General features: G+C 70.4%; 16 protein-coding genes. 11 read left to right on the top strand and 5 right to left on the bottom strand.

Going from position 1 to position 20,273, the window contains the following annotated elements:
• Positions 1-220: 220 nt before the first annotated feature.
• Positions 221-1,306: a PQQ-dependent sugar dehydrogenase gene (locus Amac_RS22445; protein ID WP_155356347.1), complete on the bottom strand. Its 1,086-nt coding sequence runs from the start codon at positions 1,304-1,306 to the stop codon at positions 221-223.
• Positions 1,307-1,372: 66 nt separating this feature from the next.
• Between Amac_RS22445 and Amac_RS22440 the strand changes: the two genes are divergently transcribed.
• From Amac_RS22440 to ilvC, 5 genes are all read left to right on the top strand, one after another.
• The gene (locus Amac_RS22440) at positions 1,373-2,278 is read left to right on the top strand and encodes a 2-hydroxyacid dehydrogenase (RefSeq protein ID WP_155356346.1); all 906 of its coding nucleotides are present in this window, start codon (positions 1,373-1,375) and stop codon (positions 2,276-2,278) included.
• Between the two features lie 188 nt (positions 2,279-2,466).
• Positions 2,467-5,109, top strand: coding sequence for a putative bifunctional diguanylate cyclase/phosphodiesterase (locus Amac_RS22435; protein WP_246268580.1), 2,643 nt, complete (start codon positions 2,467-2,469; stop codon positions 5,107-5,109).
• 213 nt (positions 5,110-5,322) lie between these two features.
• Positions 5,323-7,074 carry an acetolactate synthase large subunit gene (locus Amac_RS22430; protein ID WP_155356345.1) on the top strand — a complete coding sequence of 584 codons (1,752 nt, stop codon included), beginning with the start codon at positions 5,323-5,325 and terminating at the stop codon, positions 7,072-7,074.
• Positions 7,074-7,598 (top strand): acetolactate synthase small subunit, encoded by a 525-nt coding sequence (gene ilvN, locus Amac_RS22425; protein WP_155356344.1) that lies wholly within the window; start codon positions 7,074-7,076, stop codon positions 7,596-7,598. Before Amac_RS22430 ends, ilvN begins: the two co-directional genes overlap by 1 nt.
• Positions 7,599-7,623: 25 nt before the next feature.
• Positions 7,624-8,622 (top strand): ketol-acid reductoisomerase, encoded by a 999-nt coding sequence (gene ilvC, locus Amac_RS22420; RefSeq protein WP_507762647.1) that lies wholly within the window; start codon positions 7,624-7,626, stop codon positions 8,620-8,622.
• Between the two features lie 60 nt (positions 8,623-8,682).
• Here the strand turns inward: ilvC and Amac_RS22415 are convergent, their stop codons facing one another.
• Together Amac_RS22415 and Amac_RS22410 are read right to left on the bottom strand one after the other, a co-directional pair.
• Complete coding sequence (locus Amac_RS22415; protein ID WP_155356343.1) at positions 8,683-9,219, bottom strand: FHA domain-containing protein; 537 nt, start codon at positions 9,217-9,219, stop codon at positions 8,683-8,685.
• Between the two features lie 230 nt (positions 9,220-9,449).
• A complete protein-coding gene (locus tag Amac_RS22410; RefSeq protein WP_155356342.1) occupies positions 9,450-10,361 on the bottom strand; it encodes a CAP domain-containing protein in 912 nt (303 codons plus the stop codon).
• Between the two features lie 213 nt (positions 10,362-10,574).
• Between Amac_RS22410 and Amac_RS22405 the strand changes: the two genes are divergently transcribed.
• The 3 genes from Amac_RS22405 to Amac_RS22395 are packed head-to-tail and all read left to right on the top strand — an operon-like array spanning position 10,575 to position 14,475.
• Complete coding sequence (locus tag Amac_RS22405; protein WP_155356341.1) at positions 10,575-11,090, top strand: PadR family transcriptional regulator; 516 nt, start codon at positions 10,575-10,577, stop codon at positions 11,088-11,090.
• Entirely contained in the window at positions 11,087-11,791 is a 705-nt protein-coding gene (locus tag Amac_RS22400) for an ABC transporter ATP-binding protein (RefSeq protein ID WP_155356340.1), read from the top strand. The genes Amac_RS22405 and Amac_RS22400 overlap by 4 nt, the downstream gene beginning before the upstream one ends.
• On the top strand, positions 11,788-14,475 hold the full coding sequence (locus tag Amac_RS22395; protein WP_155356339.1) for an FtsX-like permease family protein: 2,688 nt from the start codon (positions 11,788-11,790) through the stop codon (positions 14,473-14,475). The genes Amac_RS22400 and Amac_RS22395 overlap by 4 nt, the downstream gene beginning before the upstream one ends.
• Here Amac_RS22395 and Amac_RS22390 read toward each other — a convergent pair.
• Together Amac_RS22390 and Amac_RS22385 are read right to left on the bottom strand one after the other, a co-directional pair.
• Positions 14,468-15,799: an MFS transporter gene (locus tag Amac_RS22390; protein WP_155356338.1), complete on the bottom strand. Its 1,332-nt coding sequence runs from the start codon at positions 15,797-15,799 to the stop codon at positions 14,468-14,470. The genes Amac_RS22395 and Amac_RS22390 overlap by 8 nt on opposite strands.
• Before the next feature lie 234 nt (positions 15,800-16,033).
• Entirely contained in the window at positions 16,034-16,888 is an 855-nt protein-coding gene (locus Amac_RS22385; RefSeq protein ID WP_155356337.1) for a hypothetical protein, read from the bottom strand.
• 281 nt (positions 16,889-17,169) lie between these two features.
• Between Amac_RS22385 and serA the strand changes: the two genes are divergently transcribed.
• The 3 genes from serA to Amac_RS22375 all read left to right on the top strand — a co-directional run bounded on the left by serA (position 17,170) and on the right by Amac_RS22375 (position 20,232).
• Positions 17,170-18,759: a phosphoglycerate dehydrogenase gene (gene serA / locus Amac_RS22380; RefSeq protein ID WP_155356336.1), complete on the top strand. Its 1,590-nt coding sequence runs from the start codon at positions 17,170-17,172 to the stop codon at positions 18,757-18,759.
• A gap of 85 nt (positions 18,760-18,844) precedes the next feature.
• Complete coding sequence (locus Amac_RS57375) at positions 18,845-18,976, top strand: hypothetical protein (RefSeq protein ID WP_281356319.1); 132 nt, start codon at positions 18,845-18,847, stop codon at positions 18,974-18,976.
• Between the two features lie 326 nt (positions 18,977-19,302).
• Positions 19,303-20,232, top strand: a complete 930-nt coding sequence (locus Amac_RS22375; protein WP_373869829.1) for an ROK family protein — start codon at positions 19,303-19,305, stop codon at positions 20,230-20,232.
• Positions 20,233-20,273: the final 41 nt, after the last annotated feature.

Raw genomic sequence — 20,273 nt, 5'->3', positions numbered from 1 at the left:
CCCTCGGGCTCCGCCCGCCCCCGCCGTTGCCGTCCGGCACCGAGGGACAGGGATTGCCGGATTTCTCCCCACCCGCCCAACCCTCTGATTCCGCTCGGGCTCCGCCCGACCCCGCCGTTGCCGCCCGGCACCGCCGGAAAGGGACAGGGATTGCCGGATATCCAAAGCGCGCCCAGGCGTAGCGGGTGACGGCCGAGGCCACCCGCCATCGCCTGCGTTCTCAGTCGGTGGGGATGATCAGGAGGCGGTCGTCGCCGTCGCGTGGTGAGCCACGGCCGTCCAAGTTGCTGGTCGACGCCCAGAGCAAACCGTTCGGTGCGGTGGCCATGGCGCGCATGCGGCCGAACTCGCCCTCGTAACGCGCCACCGGCTTCCCCGCCGTGCCCGCGTCGGTGACCGGCACCTGCCAGAGGCGTTCACCACGCAGCGCCGCCGCCCAGAGCGACCCATCCGCGTACGCCAGACCCGACGGCGACGCCTCATCGGTGGACCACGTCACGATCGGATTGATGTACCGATCGTCATCGGAGACACCTTCGACCTCCGGCCACCCGTAGTTCCCGCCCGCCTTGATGAGGTTGATCTCGTCATAGGTGTTCTGCCCGAACTCCGTCGCGTACATATTGCGCGCATCATCCCAGGCAATCCCCTGCACGTTCCGATGCCCCAAACTCCAGACCAGCGTCCCGAACGGATTCCCCGGCGCGGTCGTCCCGTCCATGGTCATACGCAGGATCTTGCCCCCAAGAGACCCCTTGTCCTGGGAGAGCCCACGCTCGCCCACCTCCCCAGTGGAGGCGTAGAGAAAGCCGTCAGGCCCGAACGCCAGCCGCCCCCCGTTGTGGATACCCCCCTTGGGAATGCCCGTCACGATCGCGACAGGATCCCTGAGCCCCTGGTCATACGAATACCGCACGATCCGGTTATCAGCATCCGCAGTGAAATAAACGAAAATATTGTGATCTTCCCCGAACGTCGGAGACACCGCGACGCCAAGCAGCCCGCCCTCCCCGGCGGCGGAAACCCCCTCGATCACGCCGACCTCGCTGGACCCGCCCTGCGGAGTCACCCGCAACAACCGCCCCGTATCCCGCTCGGTCACCAGCGCGTCCCCACCCGGCAGGAACGCGATGGCCCACGGCACCTCAAGCCCCTGCACCAGCGTCTGCGGCGCCCCCTTCGGCGCCACCGGAGTCACGCTCGCCAACGTCGGCGTCGGAGCGTCCGCACCTCCCGCGCGGTCCACCGCCGGCGCGGCCGAACACCCCGCGACCAGCACCGCCGCGCCGATCCAGCCCAGCTTCATGATTCCCTCCTCCTGTCCCTCCCCATACTGGCCCTTCCGGCGAAAGGTTCCCTAAGGTTGTCAGCTGTGAAGATCTGGATCGCCCCCCAAGCGGTCGCGGCAATACCGTCCGACCTCCCCGACATCGAATTCTCCGTCTACGACGGCACCGCGGAACCGCCGGGCGTTGAGGACGTCGAGGTCTGGGTGCCCACCCTCATACCCGTGCCCGACATCCCCGAACTCCTGTCCCGGATGAAGCGATTGCGGCTGATCCAGACGGTGACGGCGGGCGTCGAGCCGTACCGGCCGTATGTTCCGGACGGCGCGGTGCTGTGCAACGCGCGCGGCGTGCACGACGCGGGCACGGCCGAATGGGCGGTCGGCGCGATGATCGCGGCGCTCCGCGACTTCCCCGGTTTCGCCGCCGACCAGCAGCAGGGCCGCTGGCGTTACCGCCACACCGGCGTGCTCGCCGACTCCACCGTCCTGATCGTCGGGTACGGCTCGATCGGCGAGGCCCTCGAACGACGCCTGGCCGGATTCGAGGTGAACGTGATCCGGGTGGCCAGATCGGCCAGGGACGGCGTGCACCCCGAGTCCGACCTGCCGGAACTGCTGCCGCGCGCGGACGTGGTGGTGCTGCTGGTGCCCGCCACCCAGGCCACCACCGGGTTCGTGGACGCCGCGTTCCTGGCCATGATGAAGGACGGCGCGCTGCTGGTGAACGCCGCGCGCGGCGCGGTGGTCGACACGATGGCGCTGGTCGCCGAGCTGAACTCGGGCCGGTTGCGGGCCGCGGTGGACGTTACCGACCCGGAGCCGCTGCCCGAGGGGCACCCGCTCTGGACCGCCCCCGGGCTGTTCCTCACCCCGCACGTGGCCGGGAGTACCCCGGCCTCCACCCGCAGGGCGATCGACCTGGTCCGCGCCCAGCTGCTGCGTTTCCGCGCGGGGGAGCCGCTGCTGAACGTCATCACCGGGGTCTACTGACTTCGTCTATTGAACTCAACGTCAGTGAGATGGTTCCGGAACGTGCCTGCCCCGTGACCTCGGGTCCGTAGCGTTGTTGCTCGCGCGGATCGCTGTTATCAGATCGGTGACGACTGGGCCGTTGGCACCATGTCAAGCTTCGCCGCCGCGCAAACTGACGATGTGACCGGATGTAAAGGGCGACGAGCGTGAACGGCAGGAGGGACCCGAGGGTCTCGCTGATCGCCGCGGCCGGGCTCGGCGCGGCGGTGATCGCCGCTGCCCTCATCGCGGGTGGCTCCGACACCGCGGTGACCGCGGTGGCGGGCCTGGTGAGCGGCTTGCTCGCCGCTGTCTCCCTGCTGGTGGCCTCGACCAGGAACGCCAGCGCGCACCGGCGCGAGGCGGTCGCCTGGCGCTGGCTCGCCGGGGGCGCGCTGACCTGGCTGTTCGGCATCGGGGTGCGCCCGGTGGCGGCCGGGACGGCGTTCGTGCTCACCTTCGCCGACCTGCTGCTCCTGGTCGGCTCGCTGCTGCTGATGATCGGCTGCTGGCTGACCGCGGTGCCGCCGCCGCAGCGCCGGGGCGTGTTCCGGCAGGCCACCGAGGCCTACCTGGGCGCGGCCTCGATCTTCGCGATCACCTGGGCGCTGCTGCTCGGGCCGATGGCCGAGCGGGCCGAGGACGCGGGCGCCTTCTACTTCACCCTCGCCCTGCCGGTGCTCTGCCTGCTCGCCGCCTGCGCGGTCGCGCCCAAGGTGGCGGTGTCCCGGGCGGCCAACCGGGCGGTCGGCCTGGCCGGGCTGCTGGTGCTGGCCGCGATCACGATGGCCGAGCTGGCCACCGCCGTCACCCGGCTGAACGGCGAGCAGTCGCCGACCCTGGTGGCCGGTCTGGTGGCGCCGGCCGCGTTCCTGCTGCTGGCGGTCGCGCCGTGGATCGTGGAGGGTTCCCGGGGCCGGGTCCCGGCCCGGCTGCGCGCGGCCGCGACGCCGATGCCGGTGGTGGCGGCGACGCCATACGCGCTGGTGGCCGCCGCGACCGTGGTGGTCGGGGCCGACGTGTTCGCCCGCGGGCCCGCGCTGACCATCGTGGTGGCCTCCGTGCTGGCCGTGCTGCTGGTCCGGCTGATGGTGCTGATGTTGTCGGCGGACGGGCTGCGCAACCAGCTGGCCATCAGCGAGCGCCAGCTGAACCAGCTGGCCGCCGACACCGGCGACGTGGTGCTGATGTGCGACAACGAGGGCACGGTCCAGGAGATCAGCGCGGGCGTCGAGGAGACCTACGGCTACGACCCGGTCGAGCTGACCGGCAAGTCGATCTTCGACTACCTGCACCCGGAGGACGTGCCCGGCATCCAGGTCCAGCTCCGCCGCATGATCGAGGACGAGAGCCCGCAGCGGTACGGCACCTGCCGGATCGAGTGCCGCGTCCGCGCCGCCGACGGCACCTGGCGGCCCACCGAGTCGGTGGCCACCCGGCACGTCCGCCACGAGGACCTGGTCCTGGTCACCACCAGGGACGTCAGCGACCAGGTGGCGCTGCGCAACCAGGTCACCCACCTGACCTTCCACGACGGCGTGACCGGCCTGCCGAACCGGGCCTACTTCGAGGAGCGCACCCGCGAGGTGCTGCCCCGGGCCAGCCGCCCCGCCGTGATATTTCTCGACCTGGATGGGTTCACCGGGGTGAACGACTCGGTGGGTCATGCCAGCGGCGACTACCTGCTCGGGCAGGCCGCCCGGCGGTTGCGAGCCGCGGTGCGGGCCGATGACACGCTCGCCAGGTGGGGCGGCGACGAGTTCGCGGTGCTGCTGGAGTCCGGCGGCGACGCGCAGCTCGCGGTGGACCTGGCCGAGCGGCTGGTCCGCGCGGTCTCCGCCGAGCCGTTCCGGGTGGCCGACCGCGATATCGCGCTGACCGCCAGCGTGGGCGTGGCGTTCGCCGAGGACGAGACCTCGCCGGGCGATTTGCTGCGCAACGCCGACGTGGCGATGGCGCGGGCCAAGGGGCTCGGCGGGCGGCGGGTGGAGGTGTTCGCGGCGCACATGCACGCGGATGCCGTACGGCGCCTGGAGATCGCCGCCGACCTGCAGCGGGCCCTGCTGGAGAAGCAGTTCGTCATCGAGTACCAGCCGATCGTGGACCTGGCCACCAACCGGGTGACCGCGGTGGAGGCGCTGGTGCGCTGGTGCCGCGGCGGCACGTTCGTCCCGCCGGAGCAGTTCCTGGACGCGGCCGAGGAGACCGGCCTGATCGTGCCGCTGAGCGAGTGGATCCTGACCGAGGCGTGCGGCGAGGTGGCCACCTGGCGGGCCTCCTCGTGGGACATCGGGCTGGCGCTCAACCTGTCCAAGCGGCAGATCACCGCGCCCGGCTTCGTGGAGACCATCTCGGCGGCGCTGGCCGACAGCGGCCTGCCGCCGAGCGCGCTCACCCTCGAGGTGATCGAGGAGATGCTGGTCGAGGACGCGGGTGACACCGTCGAGAAGCTGTCGGAGCTGCGCGAGCTCGGGGTGCGGCTGGCCATCGACGACTTCGGCACCGGCTACGCCTCGCTGGCCTTCCTCCGGCAACTCCCGGTCGACATGATCAAGATCGATCCGTCGTTCGTGTCCGGCCTTGGCCTGGACGAGACGCTCACCCTGCTCACCCGGACCATCGTGCGGCTCGGCCACGACCTCGGCCTGACCGTGGTCGCCGAGGGCATCGAGCGCCCCGAACAGCTGGAACTCCTGCGCGAGATGGGCTGCAGCAGGGGTCAGGGTTACCTGGTCGCACGCCCGATGGGCGCCCAGGGTGTGGACTCGCTCATGCGTACCAACCTCACCAGCCTCCAGAACACCGCATAACAGTTTGTCCGTATGATGAGATCGCCGTCCCAGATGATTTGACGTGGCGGCGGTCTTTCGGACAAGGTGGAGCCATGCATCGCAGTGGGATTCTCGTAGTACTTCGCAGGCGCGCAGCCTGACGAGGTCCTGAGTCCTGCGCGCCGCCCCAGCTCCGCCCAGCGGACGGGGCATTTTTTATGCCCAGCCATCACACCAGACCTGCTCAGCCACATGAGGAACGAGCCGATGACCGAACAGATGACAGGTGCCCAGGCCCTAGTGCGGGCGCTGGAGCACGTCGGGGTCGACACGGTGTTCGGGATCCCGGGCGGCGCCATCCTGCCCGCCTACGATCCCCTCTACGACTCGACCAAGGTCCGGCACGTGCTCGTACGGCACGAGCAGGGCGCCGGCCACGCCGCCGAGGGGTACGCCCAGGCGACCGGCAAGGTCGGCGTCTGCATGGCCACCAGCGGCCCGGGCGCCACCAACCTGGTCACCCCGATCGCCGACGCGTACATGGACTCGGTGCCGATCGTCGCCATCACCGGCCAGGTGGCGTCGGCGGCGATCGGAACGGACGCCTTCCAGGAGGCGGACATCTCCGGCATCACCATGCCGATCACCAAGCACAACTTCCTGGTGACCAACGCGGCCGACATCCCCAGGACGATCGTGGAGGCCTTCCACATCGCCTCGACCGGACGTCCAGGCCCGGTGCTGGTGGACATCTCCAAGGACGCCCTCCAGGCCATGACCACCTTCACCTGGCCGGTCACCATGCAGCTGCCGGGCTACCGCCCGGTCACCCGCCCGCACTCCAAGCAGATCCGCGAGGCGGCCCGGCTGATCGCCGAGTCCCGCCGCCCGGTGCTGTACGCCGGCGGCGGCGTGCACAAGGCCCGCGCCTCCGCCCAACTGCTGGAACTGGCCGAGCTGACCGGCATCCCGGTCATCACCACCCTGATGGCCCGGGGCAGCTTCCCCGACAGCCACCCGCAGCACCTGGGCATGCCCGGCATGCACGGCACGGTCGCCGCGGTCGGCTCGCTCCAGCGCAGCGACCTGATCATCGCGCTGGGCGCCCGCTTCGACGACCGGGTCACCGGCCGCCTGGACACGTTCGCGCCGCACGCGAAGATCGTGCACGCGGACATCGACCCGGCCGAGATCTCCAAGAACCGGCACGCGGACGTGCCCATCGTGGGCGACTGCCGTGAGGTCCTCACCGACCTGATCGCGGCGGTCAAGGCCGACGGGCGCAAGGGCGACTACGCCGACTGGTGGCAGGCGCTCAACGCGCTCAAGGGAACCTACGCGCTCGGCTACGAGGAGTTCGAGGACGGCACGCTGGCCCCGCAGTACGTGATGGAGCGGCTCAGCGCCATCGTGGGGCCGGACGCGTTCTACGTGGCCGGGGTCGGCCAGCACCAGATGTGGGCCGCCCAGTTCATCGGCTACGAGCGGCCGGGCACCTTCATCAACTCCGGCGGCCTGGGCACGATGGGCTTCGCCGTGCCGGCCGCGATGGGCGTCAAGATGGGCAGCCCGGAGACCACGGTCTGGGCCATCGACGGCGACGGCTGCTTCCAGATGACCAACCAGGAGCTGGCCACCTGCGCCCTGGAGGGCGTGCCGATCAAGGTCGCGGTCATCAACAACGGCAACCTCGGCATGGTCCGCCAGTGGCAGACGCTCTTCTACGAGGAGCGTTACTCCAACACCAACCTGCAGTCGACACGCCGGATCCCGGACTTCGTGAAGCTCGCCGAGGCGTATGGTTGCGTCGGTCTGCGCTGCGAGCGGCCCGAGGACGTGGACGCCGTCATCCGCAAGGCGATGGAGATCAACGACGCGCCGGTGGTGGTCGACTTCGTCGTCCACGAGGACGCGATGGTGTGGCCGATGGTCGCGGCCGGAACCAGCAACGACGAGATCAAGTATGCCCGTGACATGGCGCCGAAATGGGAGCACGAGGACTGATGAGCCGCCACACCCTCTCCGTTCTGGTGGAGAACAAGCCCGGCGTGCTGGCCCGGGTGTCCGCGCTGTTCAGCCGCCGCGGCTTCAACATCGACTCGCTGGCCGTCGGGCCCACCGAGCACGACGACATCTCCCGGATGACCATCGTGGTCAACGTGGAGGAACTGCCGCTTGAGCAGGTCACCAAACAGCTCAACAAGCTGGTGAACGTGCTCAAGATCGTTGAACTGGACACCACCCAGTCCGTGCAGCGCGAGCTCATGCTGATCAAGGTCAGGGCGGACGCGGACTCCCGCAGCCACGTCCTGGAACTGGTCAACCTGTTCCGCGCGCGCTGCGTCGACGTCGCGCCCGACGCGGTCACCATCGAGGTCACCGGCACGGCGGACAAGCTGGAGGCGTTCGTGCGCGTGCTGGAGCCGTTCGGCATCAAGGAACTCGTGCAGTCGGGCATGGTGGCCATCGGCCGCGGCGCCCGCTCCATCACCGACCGCTCGCTCCGGGCGCTCGACCGGACCGCCTAAGAGAACCCTGAAAGGTTTACCCACAGTGACTGAGATCTTCTACGACAACGACGCGGACCTGTCGATCATCCAGGGGCGCCACGTCGCCATCCTCGGGTACGGCAGCCAGGGCCACGCCCACGCGCTCAGCCTGCGCGACTCCGGCGTGGACGTCCGCGTCGGCCTGCCCGAGGGCTCCAAGAGCCGGGAGAAGGCCGAGAACGACGGCCTCCGCGTGCTCACCCCCGGCGAGGCCGTCGAAGAGGCCGACCTCACGATGATCCTCGCGCCGGACCACATCCAGCGCCACCTCTACGCCGAGCACGTCGCCCCCAACCTGGTCCAGGGCGACGCCCTGTTCTTCGGCCACGGCCTCAACATCAGGTACGGCCTGATCGAGGCCCCCGAAGGCGTCGACGTCGGCATGGTCGCCCCCAAGGGCCCCGGCCACCTGGTCCGCCGGCAGTACTCGGCCGGCCGCGGCGTGCCCTGCCTGGTCGCCGTCGAGAAGGACGCCAGCGGCAGCGCCTGGGCGCTCGCCCTGTCGTACGCCAAGGGAATCGGCGGCACCCGCGCCGGCGCCCTCAAGACCACCTTCACCGAGGAGACCGAGACCGACCTGTTCGGCGAGCAGGCCGTGCTCTGCGGCGGCGTCTCCGAGCTGATCAAGGCGGGCTTCGAGACCCTGATCGAGGCGGGCTACCAGCCCGAGGTCGCCTACTTCGAGTGCCTGCACGAGATGAAGCTGATCGTCGACCTGATGTACGAGGGCGGCATCCACAAGATGTACTGGTCGGTCTCCGACACCGCCGAGTACGGCGGCTACAGCCGCGGCAGCCGCCTGATCAACGCGGACACCAAGAAGGAAATGCGCAAGATCCTCGACGAGATCCAGTCCGGCGACTTCGCCCGGGAACTGGTGGCCGAGTTCGACGGCGGCCAGGTCCAGTTCAACAAGTACCGCGAGGAGCTGGCCGAGCACCCGATCGAGAAGACGGGCGCGAAGCTTCGTCCGATGATGAGCTGGCTGCAGAACGAGCAGTAGCGCGGAAACGGCGGCGCTACCCCACGCGGGTGGCGCCGCTTTTCTTTTGGCGGGCGTTTTCTACGCGGGTGCGGACACCAGGAAAGCGCAGTCCCCAAAGGAGATCTCGTCCCCGGTGCGAACCCGTGCCGGACCAACGAGCCGCCAGCCGTTCAGGCGGGTTCCGTTGAGCGAGCCCAGATCCACGAGAAGCCAGTAGTCCTCTTCGCGCCGGAGTTCCGCATGGACGCGAGAAACCGTCAAATCCGAAAGGACGAGGTCGCACGAGGATCCTCGGCCGACCACATAACGGATGCGGCTGTCCGGCGGAAGTGCCAGCCGGGGGAGCCGCGGCCGGCGCCAGGCGTGCTGCAGCCGTGACGTGAAGTCGGACGCGGAGGACACGACTTCGGTGATGCGACGACGCCAGCGGCCCCGATGCGGCAAATCCGCGATGAGTTCGTCCAGCTCGTCGCGGCTGCGGGCGCGCAGTGCCTGATCCACCCGCCCTACGAACGTCTCCATCGACAGGCGCCCTTCGGCCGCCCTGTCGCGAAGCTCGTTGAGCGCACGATCGCGATCTCCGTCGGAGGCGCGTACGGGTTGCTGCGAGCTCATGCCTGGAGTATCCGCTTTCCAGAACTCTGGTGTCCAGATTGTTGTGACATTGCCGTGGTCCCCCGGCACGGCGTGTCGAACAGGACTCTACCGGCCCGCGCTGCCACGCGGGCCGGTAGAAGTGGATGAGAACGCCGGACAGAATGCCCCTGCCGCTCTTGGCGCCGGTGTGGGGAGAACGTCACCGGCGCCGGATAACGGCGAGCGACCTGCTCTTTCTGCCGGGTGTTCTACGGCCTACCGAAGTCCTGAGTCCAGTAAGGGCCGCCGGCGGCGACATATCCGACGCCGATCTGGGTGTAGGAGCAGTTAAGGATGTTTTCGCGGTGCCCCTGGCTGCCCATCCAGTCCTTCATTACGGACGCGGCCGTCTGCTGGCCCTTGGCGATGTTCTCGCCGATGGAGGAGAAGGAGTAGCCGGTGGCCTTGATCCGGTCCGCGAAGGAGCGGCCGTCCTGGGAGTCGTGGGAGAAGTAGCCCTTCGCGGACATGTCGGCGGAGTGGCCGCGGGCGGCGGTGTGCAGGCGCGCCTCGTGGGTGAGCGGGCCGCAGCCGGCCTTGGCGCGTTCGACGTTGGTCAGCCGCACGATCTCGTTCTCGATCGCGGTGCCGACACCGGAGCCGGTCCCGCCGCTCGGGTTCTCCGTCGGGGTGGGGGTGGGGGTCGGCTTGGGTACGGTGGGGCACTTCACCCGGACCTTCCTGGAGGTCGCGACGTGCCCGGCGGAGTCGGTGGCGGTGGTGTAGAAGACACCGGAGGCGCACTTCACCGCAGCGGTGAGGCGCGCGTTGCGGACGATCCGCGAGCCGCTCTTGACGACGCGGTCCGGACCGGCGACGGACTTCTTGATCCGGATGCGCAGGCGGGCCTCCCGCGTGCATCCGGCTCGGGACACGCTCGCGCGCAGGCGTCCGGCGGTCAGGGACGGCTTCCCCGCGGCCACGCGACACCGCGCCGCGGCTGACGACTCAGCTACGGACGCGGCGGATGCCCCCGAGGAGGAGCCGCCCGAGGATCCGGTCGACTTGGCCGCGAGTCCGGCCGAAGCGGCGACGGGGGAGGCGGCCGGAAGGGGGGTCGTGCCGCAGCCGACGGCGAAGATCGCGGTCGCGCAGAGGAGCGCTCGCAGAGGTTTGTTCATGAATCCTTCCAGGTGAAGGGGGTTAGACGCTGGATGGAAATCAGCATTATGGTCCCCCTTCACCCGTGAAGTCCGACAAATCGGCCGTTTTGTCGTTTGATCGGAAGATCGGCAGGGCCGTCAGCCCTGATGGATTCGTTCCATTCGCGCAAGTGTGATCCTCGTCACACCCCCCGATTTGCCGACTGCATACCGCGTATGCATACTGGGTATATGTCGATCCGCCACGGCCTGCTCGCCCTGCTCAGCCAGGGGGCGCGCTACGGCTATCAGCTCCGCGCCGAGTTCGAGGCGTCCACGGGGGCGACCTGGCCGCTCAACATCGGCCAGGTCTACACGACGCTGTCCCGGATGGAGCGCGACGGCCTGGTGGCCCCCGGCGAGCAGGACGAGCAGGGCCGGGTGGTCTACGCGATCACCGAGCGCGGCCGGTCGGAGCTGGAGCGCTGGTTCAGCACCCCCATCGCCCAGTCCGACCGGCCCAGGGACGAACTGGTGATCAAACTCGCGATGGCCGTGACCGCCCCCGGCGTGGACGTGCGCGGCGTCGTGCAGGCCCAGCGTTCGGCCACCATGCGCGCCCTGCAGACCCTGACCAGGGCCAAACGCGGCGCCGACCTGCCGCAACGCCTGGTCTACGACTCGATGATCTTTCAGGCCGAGGCCGAGCAGCGCTGGCTCGACCACTGCGAAGCCGTTCTCGGCGCGTCCCCCCAGGAGTCTCAATGAGCACAGATCCGGTGTCCCGCCTGACCGAGGTCACCAAGGTTTACGGGTCGGGCGAGCAGGCCGTGCCCGCCCTGCGAGGGGTGAGCCTGCGGGTCGCGGCCGGCGAGCTGGTCGCGGTCATGGGCCCGTCCGGGTCCGGCAAGTCCACCCTGCTGAACCTGGCGGGCGGCCTCGAGCGGGCCACGTCCGGCACGGTCGAGCTCGCGGGCGTCCCGCTGGCCGGGCTGTCCGCGCGCTCGCTCGCCTCCCTGCGCCGCACACACGCGGGATACGTGTTCCAGGACCTCAACCTGATTCCCTCGCTGACCGCGATCGAGAACGTGATGCTGCCCCGGGAACTGGACGGAGTCCGGACCAGGCAGGCGCGGGCCGAAGCCGGGACGGTGCTCGGCGAGGTCGGTCTGGCGGACGCCGGGGATCGATTCCCCGAAGAGCTGTCCGGCGGCCAGCGACAACGGGTGGCCATCGCCCGCGCCCTGGTCGGCGGCCGTTCGCTGCTGCTGGCCGACGAGCCCACCGGCGCGCTCGACACCCCGACCGGCGACGCGGTCCTCCAACTGCTCCGCGAGCGCTGCGAGGCCGGCGCGGCCGTGCTGCTGGTCACCCACGAGTCCCGGTATGCGGCCTGGGCCGACCGGGTCGTCTACCTGCGCGACGGCCAGGTCACCGACACCGCCGAGCCACTGGTGAGCAGCCGATGAGCGCCTTGCGCACGATCCTGCGCCTGTCCCGCCACGACCTGCGGCGGGCCAAGGGACGCAGCCTGCTGATCTTCCTGATGATCGCGGTGCCGGTCGCCCTGGTGAGCCACCTGCTCGTGCTCTACACGACGGCCGCCGTCAACGCGGAGGAGGCGATCCCGGCCGAACTCGGATCGCGCGCCGACGCCCAGGTGCGGTCCGTCGGATACGGCCTGCCCGTCGAGCAGGACGCCTTCGGCGAGCTGTGGAAGATAGCCGGGGAGACCGCCCCGGATTCGGCGAAGCGGTCCTGGACCACCGCCCAGATCGCGGCGGCGACCGGCGGCCGGGTCAGCCGGATCACCGAAGGCGAGCAGGTCGTGGAGCTCGCCGGAGACAGGCAGTGGATCTACGCGTACGAGATCGACTCCCGCGACCCGCTCACCCAGGGCACCTACGTCCAGGTGTCCGGGCGCATGCCCGCCAACGCGGGAGAGGCGGCCGTCTCCCGCACGCTGGCCGAGCTCGCGCCGATCGGCTCGACCCTCCGGCTGCCCCGGACGGACACGCGGGTCCGGGTGGTCGGCGTGGCCGAGTCGGCCGGGAACATGTCCCCTTCGGACGCGATGATCATGCTTCCCGGCGTCGCCGACCCGGCCCCGGAATCCACGCTGGTCCTGCAACCAGCGGAGGGGGCCGTGCCTGATGCCACGACCGTGCGGCCGGCCCGGGAGGTGCACTGGCTCGTCGACACGCCCGCTCCGGTCGGCTGGGCCGAGGTCCGGCGGCTGAACAAGGAAGGGCTGGTGGTGCGGTCCCGCGCCGTTGCCGCCGACCCGCCGGAGCTGCCCACCCTGTTCCGCCGGGACGTGACGTCCGGCGCCGACGCGACGGGCGTGCTGCTCGGCATCCTCCTGATCGTTCTGGAGGTGGTGCTGCTGGCCGGGCCCGCGTTCGCGGTGGGCCTGCGCCGCCGCAGGCGCGACCTCGGCCTGCTGGCGGCACAGGGCGCTGAGCCCGGGCAGCTGCGCCGCCTCATGCTGGCCGACGGGCTGGTGCTCGGCAGCCTGGCGGGGCTGGCGGGGGTGCCGCTCGGCATCGGGATCGCCGCGCTGACCGTGTGGCGCGCCAACCTGCCGGTTCCGGTCTACGGGCCGTTCGAGGTGCCCGGCTGGCTGCTGGCCGGGGTGGCGGCGCTGGCCTTGGCCAGCGGGCTGCTGGCCGCGCTGACCCCGGCGATCCAGGCCGGCCGCGCCGACGTGGCCGCCGTGCTGGCCGGGCGCCGGGACCGGGTCCGCGACCGTGCGGGCCTGCCCGTGCTCGGCCTGGTTCTGGTGGTGGCGGGAACCGCCTGCTGCGCGCTGGGAGCGCGGCTGATGGGGGCTCCGTCGCTCGCGTTGCTGGCGATCGTCTTCGGCGTGCTGGTGCTGCTGCTCGGGCTGGTCGCGCTGACCCCGCTCCTGGTCCGCGTGGCCGGGCGGACCCGCGCCTGGCTGCCGCTGCCGCTCCGGCTCGCCGCCAGGGACGCCGCGCGTAACCGGGGCCGCACCGCACCCGCGGTCGCCGCCGTGATGGCCGCGATGGCCGGGCTGACCACCATCGCGGTGCTGCTGTCCAGCCAGGACGCCGACCGGCGCGTGAACTACGTCTCCGTCCAGGCGCCGGGCACAGCCATGGTCTTCGCCGAGGATCTTGCCGCCGACCGGTGGGCGGGCGTGCGCTCGGCAGTGGCGGACGAGCTGCCCGGCGTCCCGCTCATCGAGGTCAAGACCGTGGTGTCCGCCGGGGACGACCTGCCCCCGCTGTCGAGCCATGCCCAGCTGGTTCGATCCTGCCAGGGGTGCGGCTATGCGAGCAGCCTGCTGGGCGACGTGGTCGTGGGCGGTCGTGACCTGCTTCGCTATGTGCTCGGGAAGGACGATCCGGTCGCGGCCGCCGCGCTGGCGGCGGGAAAGGCCGTGGTCTTCGACGCCAACGGCGTGCACGGCGGGAAGGCGCGGATCTCCGTGCCGGGGACGGCGGACAAGCCCACGCGGGTCACCGTGTCCGCCGTCGCGGTGCGCGCCGACCGCCCGCCGCCGGTCGGCGCGATCCTCCCGGACGGGCTGGCGAGCGCCTCCCGGCTGACCGCGCGGACCACCGCGCTGCTGATCGATCCGGCCGACCTGCGGCTGACCGCCGAGCAGGAGCGGCGGGTCGGCGCCCGCGTGTCCGAATTGAGCGGTCAGGTGAACCTGAAGGTGACTCGCGGCCCGCAGGCGCGGGAGGGGGATCTGACGCTGGCCGTGATCACCCTGGTGGCCGGGCTGCTGGTCCTGGTCGCGGCCGTGGTCGCGACCGCGCTGGCCGCCGCTGACGCCCGGCCGGATCTGGACACGATGGCCGCCATCGGGGCCTCGCCCTGGACCCGCCGCCTCACCGTCGCCGGTCAGGGCGCGTTCATCGCCGGGCTCGGCACGCTGGTCGGCCTGGCCGCCGGTCTGGTGCCGGGCAGCCTGGCGGCTTGGGCCGTCACCGGCGCCCCCGACGGCGGCATTCGCTATGGCGCGGACACCGCCACCAACCCCGAGTTCGCGGCCACGCCGATCGTGGCCGTGCCCTGGATGTTGCTGGTGGGCACGGCGCTCGTGCTGCCGCTGCTGGCGGCTTTGATCACCGGGGTGTTCACGCGGGCCAGGGTCCGGCCGCCGCGGCGGCTCACGTGACCGCTGGGGCCAGTTTGTCGGCGCTGAGGTCGTACTTGAGGGTCATCAGGACGCCGGAGAGGATGATCAGCGCGGGGATGACGGTCAGGCCGATCAGGACCGCCGTCACCGCGCTGTCCGGCTGCACCACCGGGTTGGCCGGGTCGGATTCGAGGAAGCCGCCGATGGACAGGACGGCGCCGTAGATGGTGGCGCCGAAGGCGGCGACCGCGCTCTCCACCGCCGTCCACAGGCCGGTGAAGACGCCGCCCCTGCGCTTGCCGCTGACCTGGCCGTCGTAGGCGATGACGTCGGCCAGCATGGAGAACTGCAGGAGTTGCAGCCCGGCGTACCCGACGCCGACCACCACGATGCACAGGTGCGCGTAGATCGGGCCGAGCAGCGGGCTGGCGAGGGCCAGGATCGCGCCGGACATGAACAGCAGGCCGGACAGGATCATCGCGCCGCGCTTGTCGAGCACCCGGGCCAGCCACACCCACAGCGGCATGGTGATCAGCATCGGGCCGACGAGCGCGGCGAAGAGCGTGGTCGTCGCCTTCGGGTCGCCCACCGTGTAGGCCGCGAAGTAGGGCGCGCCCGCCAGCATCACCCCCGCCGCCAGCGTCTGCGCGCTGCACAGCCCGAGCAGCCAGAGGAACGGCTTGGACTCCCGGGCCGCCGCCAGCTGCACCCGCAGCGATCCCTCCGAGTCCTGCTGCCCGGTGTACGGCGCGTTCGCGGTCCCGAAGAACGAGCCGATCATGGCAACCAGCAGGATCACCGCGAACACGATGCCCATCAGCCGGTAGCCCTCGATGGTGTCCCCGGCCAGCATCGGCGCCAGCACCCCGCTCATCGCGATGGCGATCGCGATGAACACCATCCGCCACTGCAGGAGCGCGGTGCGCTCGTGGTAGTCGTGCGTCATCTCGGCCGGCATCGCCTTGTACGGCACCTCGTACAGCGCGTACCCGGTGGCGGCGACCAGGAAGACCAGGCCCACGAAGATGGCCGCGGGCACGCCCTTCAGCGGCGGCCCGATGAACATGAGCGCGAACGAGATGGGCAGCACGGCGGTCCCGGCCAGCATCCACGGCCGGCGCGGGCCCCAGCGGGAGACCGTGCGGTCCGACCACTGGCCGATCAGCGTGTTCGCGATCAGGTCCCAGGCCTTGGGCAGGAACACCACGACCCCGGCCAGCAGCGGATCCACCGCCAGCACGTTGGTCATGTAGATCAGCAGGAGCAGCCCGGGAATGGCCGCGAAGTTGGCCGTGCAGAACGAGCCGACGGCATAGCCGATGCGCACACCGGTGGGGACCCGCCCGGGGGTCGCGGGAATCATGGCGTCATTGAAGCCCACCAAGCGCCCGACCGCCTAGGCCGAGATCCCGATTGCCCAGCAAGGTGTTATAGACACCCGCAGATCCCGATTTTTCGGCCTAAAGCCGCTTAACCGAGGATTTGGTCCCGCGTCCGCGCGCACCGCATGGTTGCTGGCCGGGCCGCGCGTGCTGATCCTGTTACTCCCGCGCGTCCGCGCCCATCACATGCCGTGTCCGAGCTGGAGTTCGCTGAATTACTCCCGCACGTCCGCGCACACCACGTGCGCGCCTAATTCGATCATCCGGCGTTCGGTGTGCGCGTCCGCCACCCGGGCCATCAGCACCGGCGCCTCGCTCGCCGCCAGCTGCGGCAGCCGGGACCGCACCCCGCGATGCAGATCGCGGACGATCTCCTCGGCGGCCGGGGTGTGCACCTTGACGTGCAGCATGATCCCCGACGACCCGGACACGGTCCTGGCCTCGGAGATCCACACATGGTGGATGACCGCGAAATCGCGGAGCAACTCGGCGATGGCCACCCGCAGCGCGGGCAGGATCGGATGGTTGGTGCGCTGGTACCCGGGATCGACGACGGTCATCGCCCCCGACAGGTGCTGGCGCGGCTGCGGAACCCAGGACGACGAGGAGACCGGCGTCGGGGCGGGCGCGGGCATGGTCCTGACCGGCGGCTTGGTGATCATCGCCATGCTTCCGGTGGCGTACGCGTTGGGCGCGGACGCCGCCAGCACCGGGGCCGGACCGCTCCGGTTGGACTGGAGATACCGCTGGAGATCCTCGATGGGGACGGCAGCAGCAGCCGGCCCCGCCGCGTCGATGACGATCTCCCGGACCCCGGTCACCCGCTGGATGTCCAGGATCGTGTCCGCGTCACACGCCGACAGCGCGTGGCTGCCGCGATGGCGCGCGTACGTCGCCGGGCCGGTGTAGCCGAGCAGGACACGTTCCCCGCCCTGCGTCGTACCGAGCACGACCGAACGATCGGGTCTGACCGCCACCAGGATTCCCCATTCGGCCAGCGCCGCCAGTAGACGGTGCGGGCTGCCGTGCTGGGCGAGCACTTCGCCGAGAGCGGGGTTCCCGATGCTCATATACAAAACCATAGGTACCGAACCACGGTTTAGCAGGCTAATCGCCAAGAAAGGGTGCGATCAATACCAAGCTGGAGGCTGTGTGGATGGGCACGGTCCAATCTGGGTATGCCGGTCGTTTGCCCCATACGCGAGGGAGTCTCACGAATCCCCTGCGTAACAGTTGTCTCGTATGGCGGATCCTCCACAGGGCCTTTCACCCGCGCGGATAGACTCGGGGCCGTCCGAGTCCCGGCAAAACCCGCGCTGATCGCGCCCATAAATCTCGAAGGACAAAATCAGTGAACAAGCCAGTCGTCCTGGTCGCAGAGGAGCTGTCCGACGCCGGTCTGGCCGTGCTCGGCGCGGACTTCGAGGTCCGCCACACCGACGGAGCCGACCGGTCCCAGTTCCTCCCCGCGCTCGCCGACGTGGACGCTCTGATCGTCCGCAGTGCCACCCAGGTGGACGCGGAGGCCATCGCGAACGCGCCCAAGCTGCGCGTGGTCGCGCGGGCCGGCGTCGGTCTCGACAACGTGGACGTCGAGGCCGCCACCAAGGCCGGCGTCATGGTCGTGAACGCGCCGACCTCCAACATCACCAGCGCCGCCGAGCACACGATCGCGCTGATCCTGGCCTCGGCGCGGAACGTCGCCCAGGCGCACGGCGCGCTCAAGAACGGCGAATGGAAACGTTCCAAATACACCGGCGTGGAGCTGGACGAGAAAGTCGTCGGCATCCTCGGCCTCGGCAAGATCGGCCAGCTGGTCGCGCAGCGCCTGCAGCCGTTCGGGGTGGAGATCATCGCGTACGACCCGTATCTGCAGCCCGCCAGGGCGGCGGCGATGGGGGTGCGCCTGGTCTCGCTGGAGGAGGTGCTGCAGCAGGCCGACTTCATCACCGTGCACCTGCCCAAGTCCAAGGAGACCATCGGTCTCATCGGCGACCGCGAGATGCACCAGGTCAAGCCGAACGTGCGGCTGATCAACGTGGCCCGCGGCGGCATCATCGACGAGAACGCGCTCTACTCCGCGATCAAGGAGGGCCGGGTCGCCGGGGCCGGCATCGACGTGTTCCCGAAGGAGCCGGTCACCGACAGCCCGCTGTTCGAGCTGGACCAGGTCGTCGTCACCCCGCACCTGGGCGCCTCCACCCACGAGGCCCAGGAGAAGGCGGGCACCCAGGTGGCCCGCAGCGTCAAGCTGGCCCTGGCCGGGGAGTTCGTGCCGGACGCGGTGAACGTGCAGGGCGGCGCGGTGGCCGAGGACGTCAAGCCGGGCCTGCCGCTGACCGAGCGGCTCGGCCGGATCTTCACCGCGCTGGCCGGGGAGGTCGCCACCCGCCTGGACGTCGAGGTGCGCGGCGAGATCGCCTCCCAGGACGTGCGGGTGCTGGAGCTGGCCGCGCTCAAGGGCGTCTTCACCGACGTGGTCACCGACGCGGTGACCTACGTGAACGCGCCGCTGCTGGCCAAGGACCGGGGCGTCGTGGTCGAGCTGGTGACCAGCGCGGACAGCCCGGACTGGCGGAACCTGATCACCGTGCGCGGCGTGCTGGCCGACGGGCGGACCGTCTCGGTGTCCGGCACGCTGTCCGGCCCGCGGCAGATCATGAAGCTGGTCGAGGTCAACGGCTTCACCATGGAGATCGAGCCCACCGACCACCTGGCCTTCTTCACCTACACCGACCGGCCGGGGATCGTCGGGATCGTCGGGCGGCTGCTCGGCGAGCACCGGGTCAACATCGCCTCCATGCAGGTGGCCCGGGGCGAGAAGGGCGGCAAGGCGCTGATCGCGCTGACCGTGGACTCGGCCATCCCGGCCGACGTGGTGGACCAGATCGGCGCCGAGATCGGCGCCGACAGCGGGCGCACGGTGGATCTGGAGGACTGACCGCATCTCATATGGTGAGATGCACGGTCGTCCACTGAGATGGCTGCGGTATTCTGGCAGACCTCCGCAAGATAGGAGGTCTGCCATGTATGACATGTATCCCTGGAACAACCGTCCAGGGCACAACCACCCGATCGACGAGCGCCAGGACGAAGCCGCGGACGCGCTCCAGACGGCTCTCGACCGCCGCGACAACGGCGGCTCCCCGCAGCGCTAGAACCGCTGCCCCGCCGTGATCAACTGCACCCTCGCGTTGTTGGGGGAATATGCCAACCTTGGGATGTGGTGAGCATCGGCGGCGTGACCGCGAACACGACGAGCCTGCTCCGGGTGATGAACGAGCGGGCGGTCTTCGGCGAGATCTTCCGGATGGGGCGGGTCTCCCGGCCTGAGCTTGCCCAGGCCACCGGCCTGTCCAAACCGACGATCTCGGTGGCTCTCGCAGATTTGGAGCGCGCCAAACTGGTCCGCGCGGTGGGTTTGCGCACCGGCAACGCGGGCCGCGCCGCCCTGCTGTACGAGATCCGCCCGCAGGCCGGATGGGTGCTCGCGATCGACGTCGGGCGCAACTACGTCCGGCTGGCCCTGGCCGACCTGATCGGCGACATCGTGGCCCGGCGGGATGAACCGTCCAGGGCCGAGACCCCGCACGCGCTGCTCGCACAGCTCACCGAGATCGCTGCCGCGCTGCTGGCCGACGCCGGGCTGGCCGCCGAGGACATCACGCTGTCGGTGTTCGGCACGCCCGGCATCCACGACAAGGAGACCGGCGCGCTGCTGCTGGCCCCCAACCTGCCCGGCTGGGAGCTGCCCGGCGTGGTAGACCGGCTCGCCGAGGTGGTCGCCGCGCCGTACGTGCTGGAGAACGACGTGGACCTGGCCGCCGTCGGCGAGGGGGCGTACGGCCTGGGGCAGGGCGTCTCGCATTTCGTCTTCGTCTCCATCGGCACCGGGATCGGCATGGGCGTCGTCATCGACGGCAAGCTCTATCGCGGCTCCCGGGGCGCGGCGGGGGAGATCTCGTACCTGCCGGTGGGGGAGGGCGACCCGCGCGTCAACCCGGGGCGCGGCATGTTCGAGTCGGTGGCCTCCGCCGACGGCGTGGTGGCGCTGGCCCGGCGGCTCGGCCTGGACAGCGCCACCGCCAAGGATGTGTTCGACGCGGCCAGAGCCGGGGATCCGCTGGCGGCCCGGGTGCTGGACGCCGAGATCGACCACATCGCGCACGCGCTGGCCGGGGTGACCGCCGTGCTCGACCCCGAACTGGTCGTGCTCGGCGGCGGCATCGGCGCCCAGGCGGGCGACCTGCTGGCCGGCCGGGTGGCCGAACGCCTGGAGGCGCTGGTGGCCTTACGGCCACCGCGGATCGAGGTCTCCTCGATCGGCCAGGACGCCGTGCTGCTCGGCGCGCTCGCCGTCGGCCTGGCCGCGGCCAGGGACTATGTGTTCGAGCGCACGGTCACGCCCGGATGATGAGATAGGTTCTCGATCTACGAGATGGACTAGTAGGGTAC

Origin of the sequence: Acrocarpospora macrocephala, assembly GCF_009687865.1 — a bacterium.
GTDB classification, from domain to species: domain Bacteria; phylum Actinomycetota; class Actinomycetes; order Streptosporangiales; family Streptosporangiaceae; genus Acrocarpospora; species Acrocarpospora macrocephala.
Note: the sequence above shows the minus strand (reverse complement) of the source record. Positions and strands in the feature narration are given on the sequence as shown.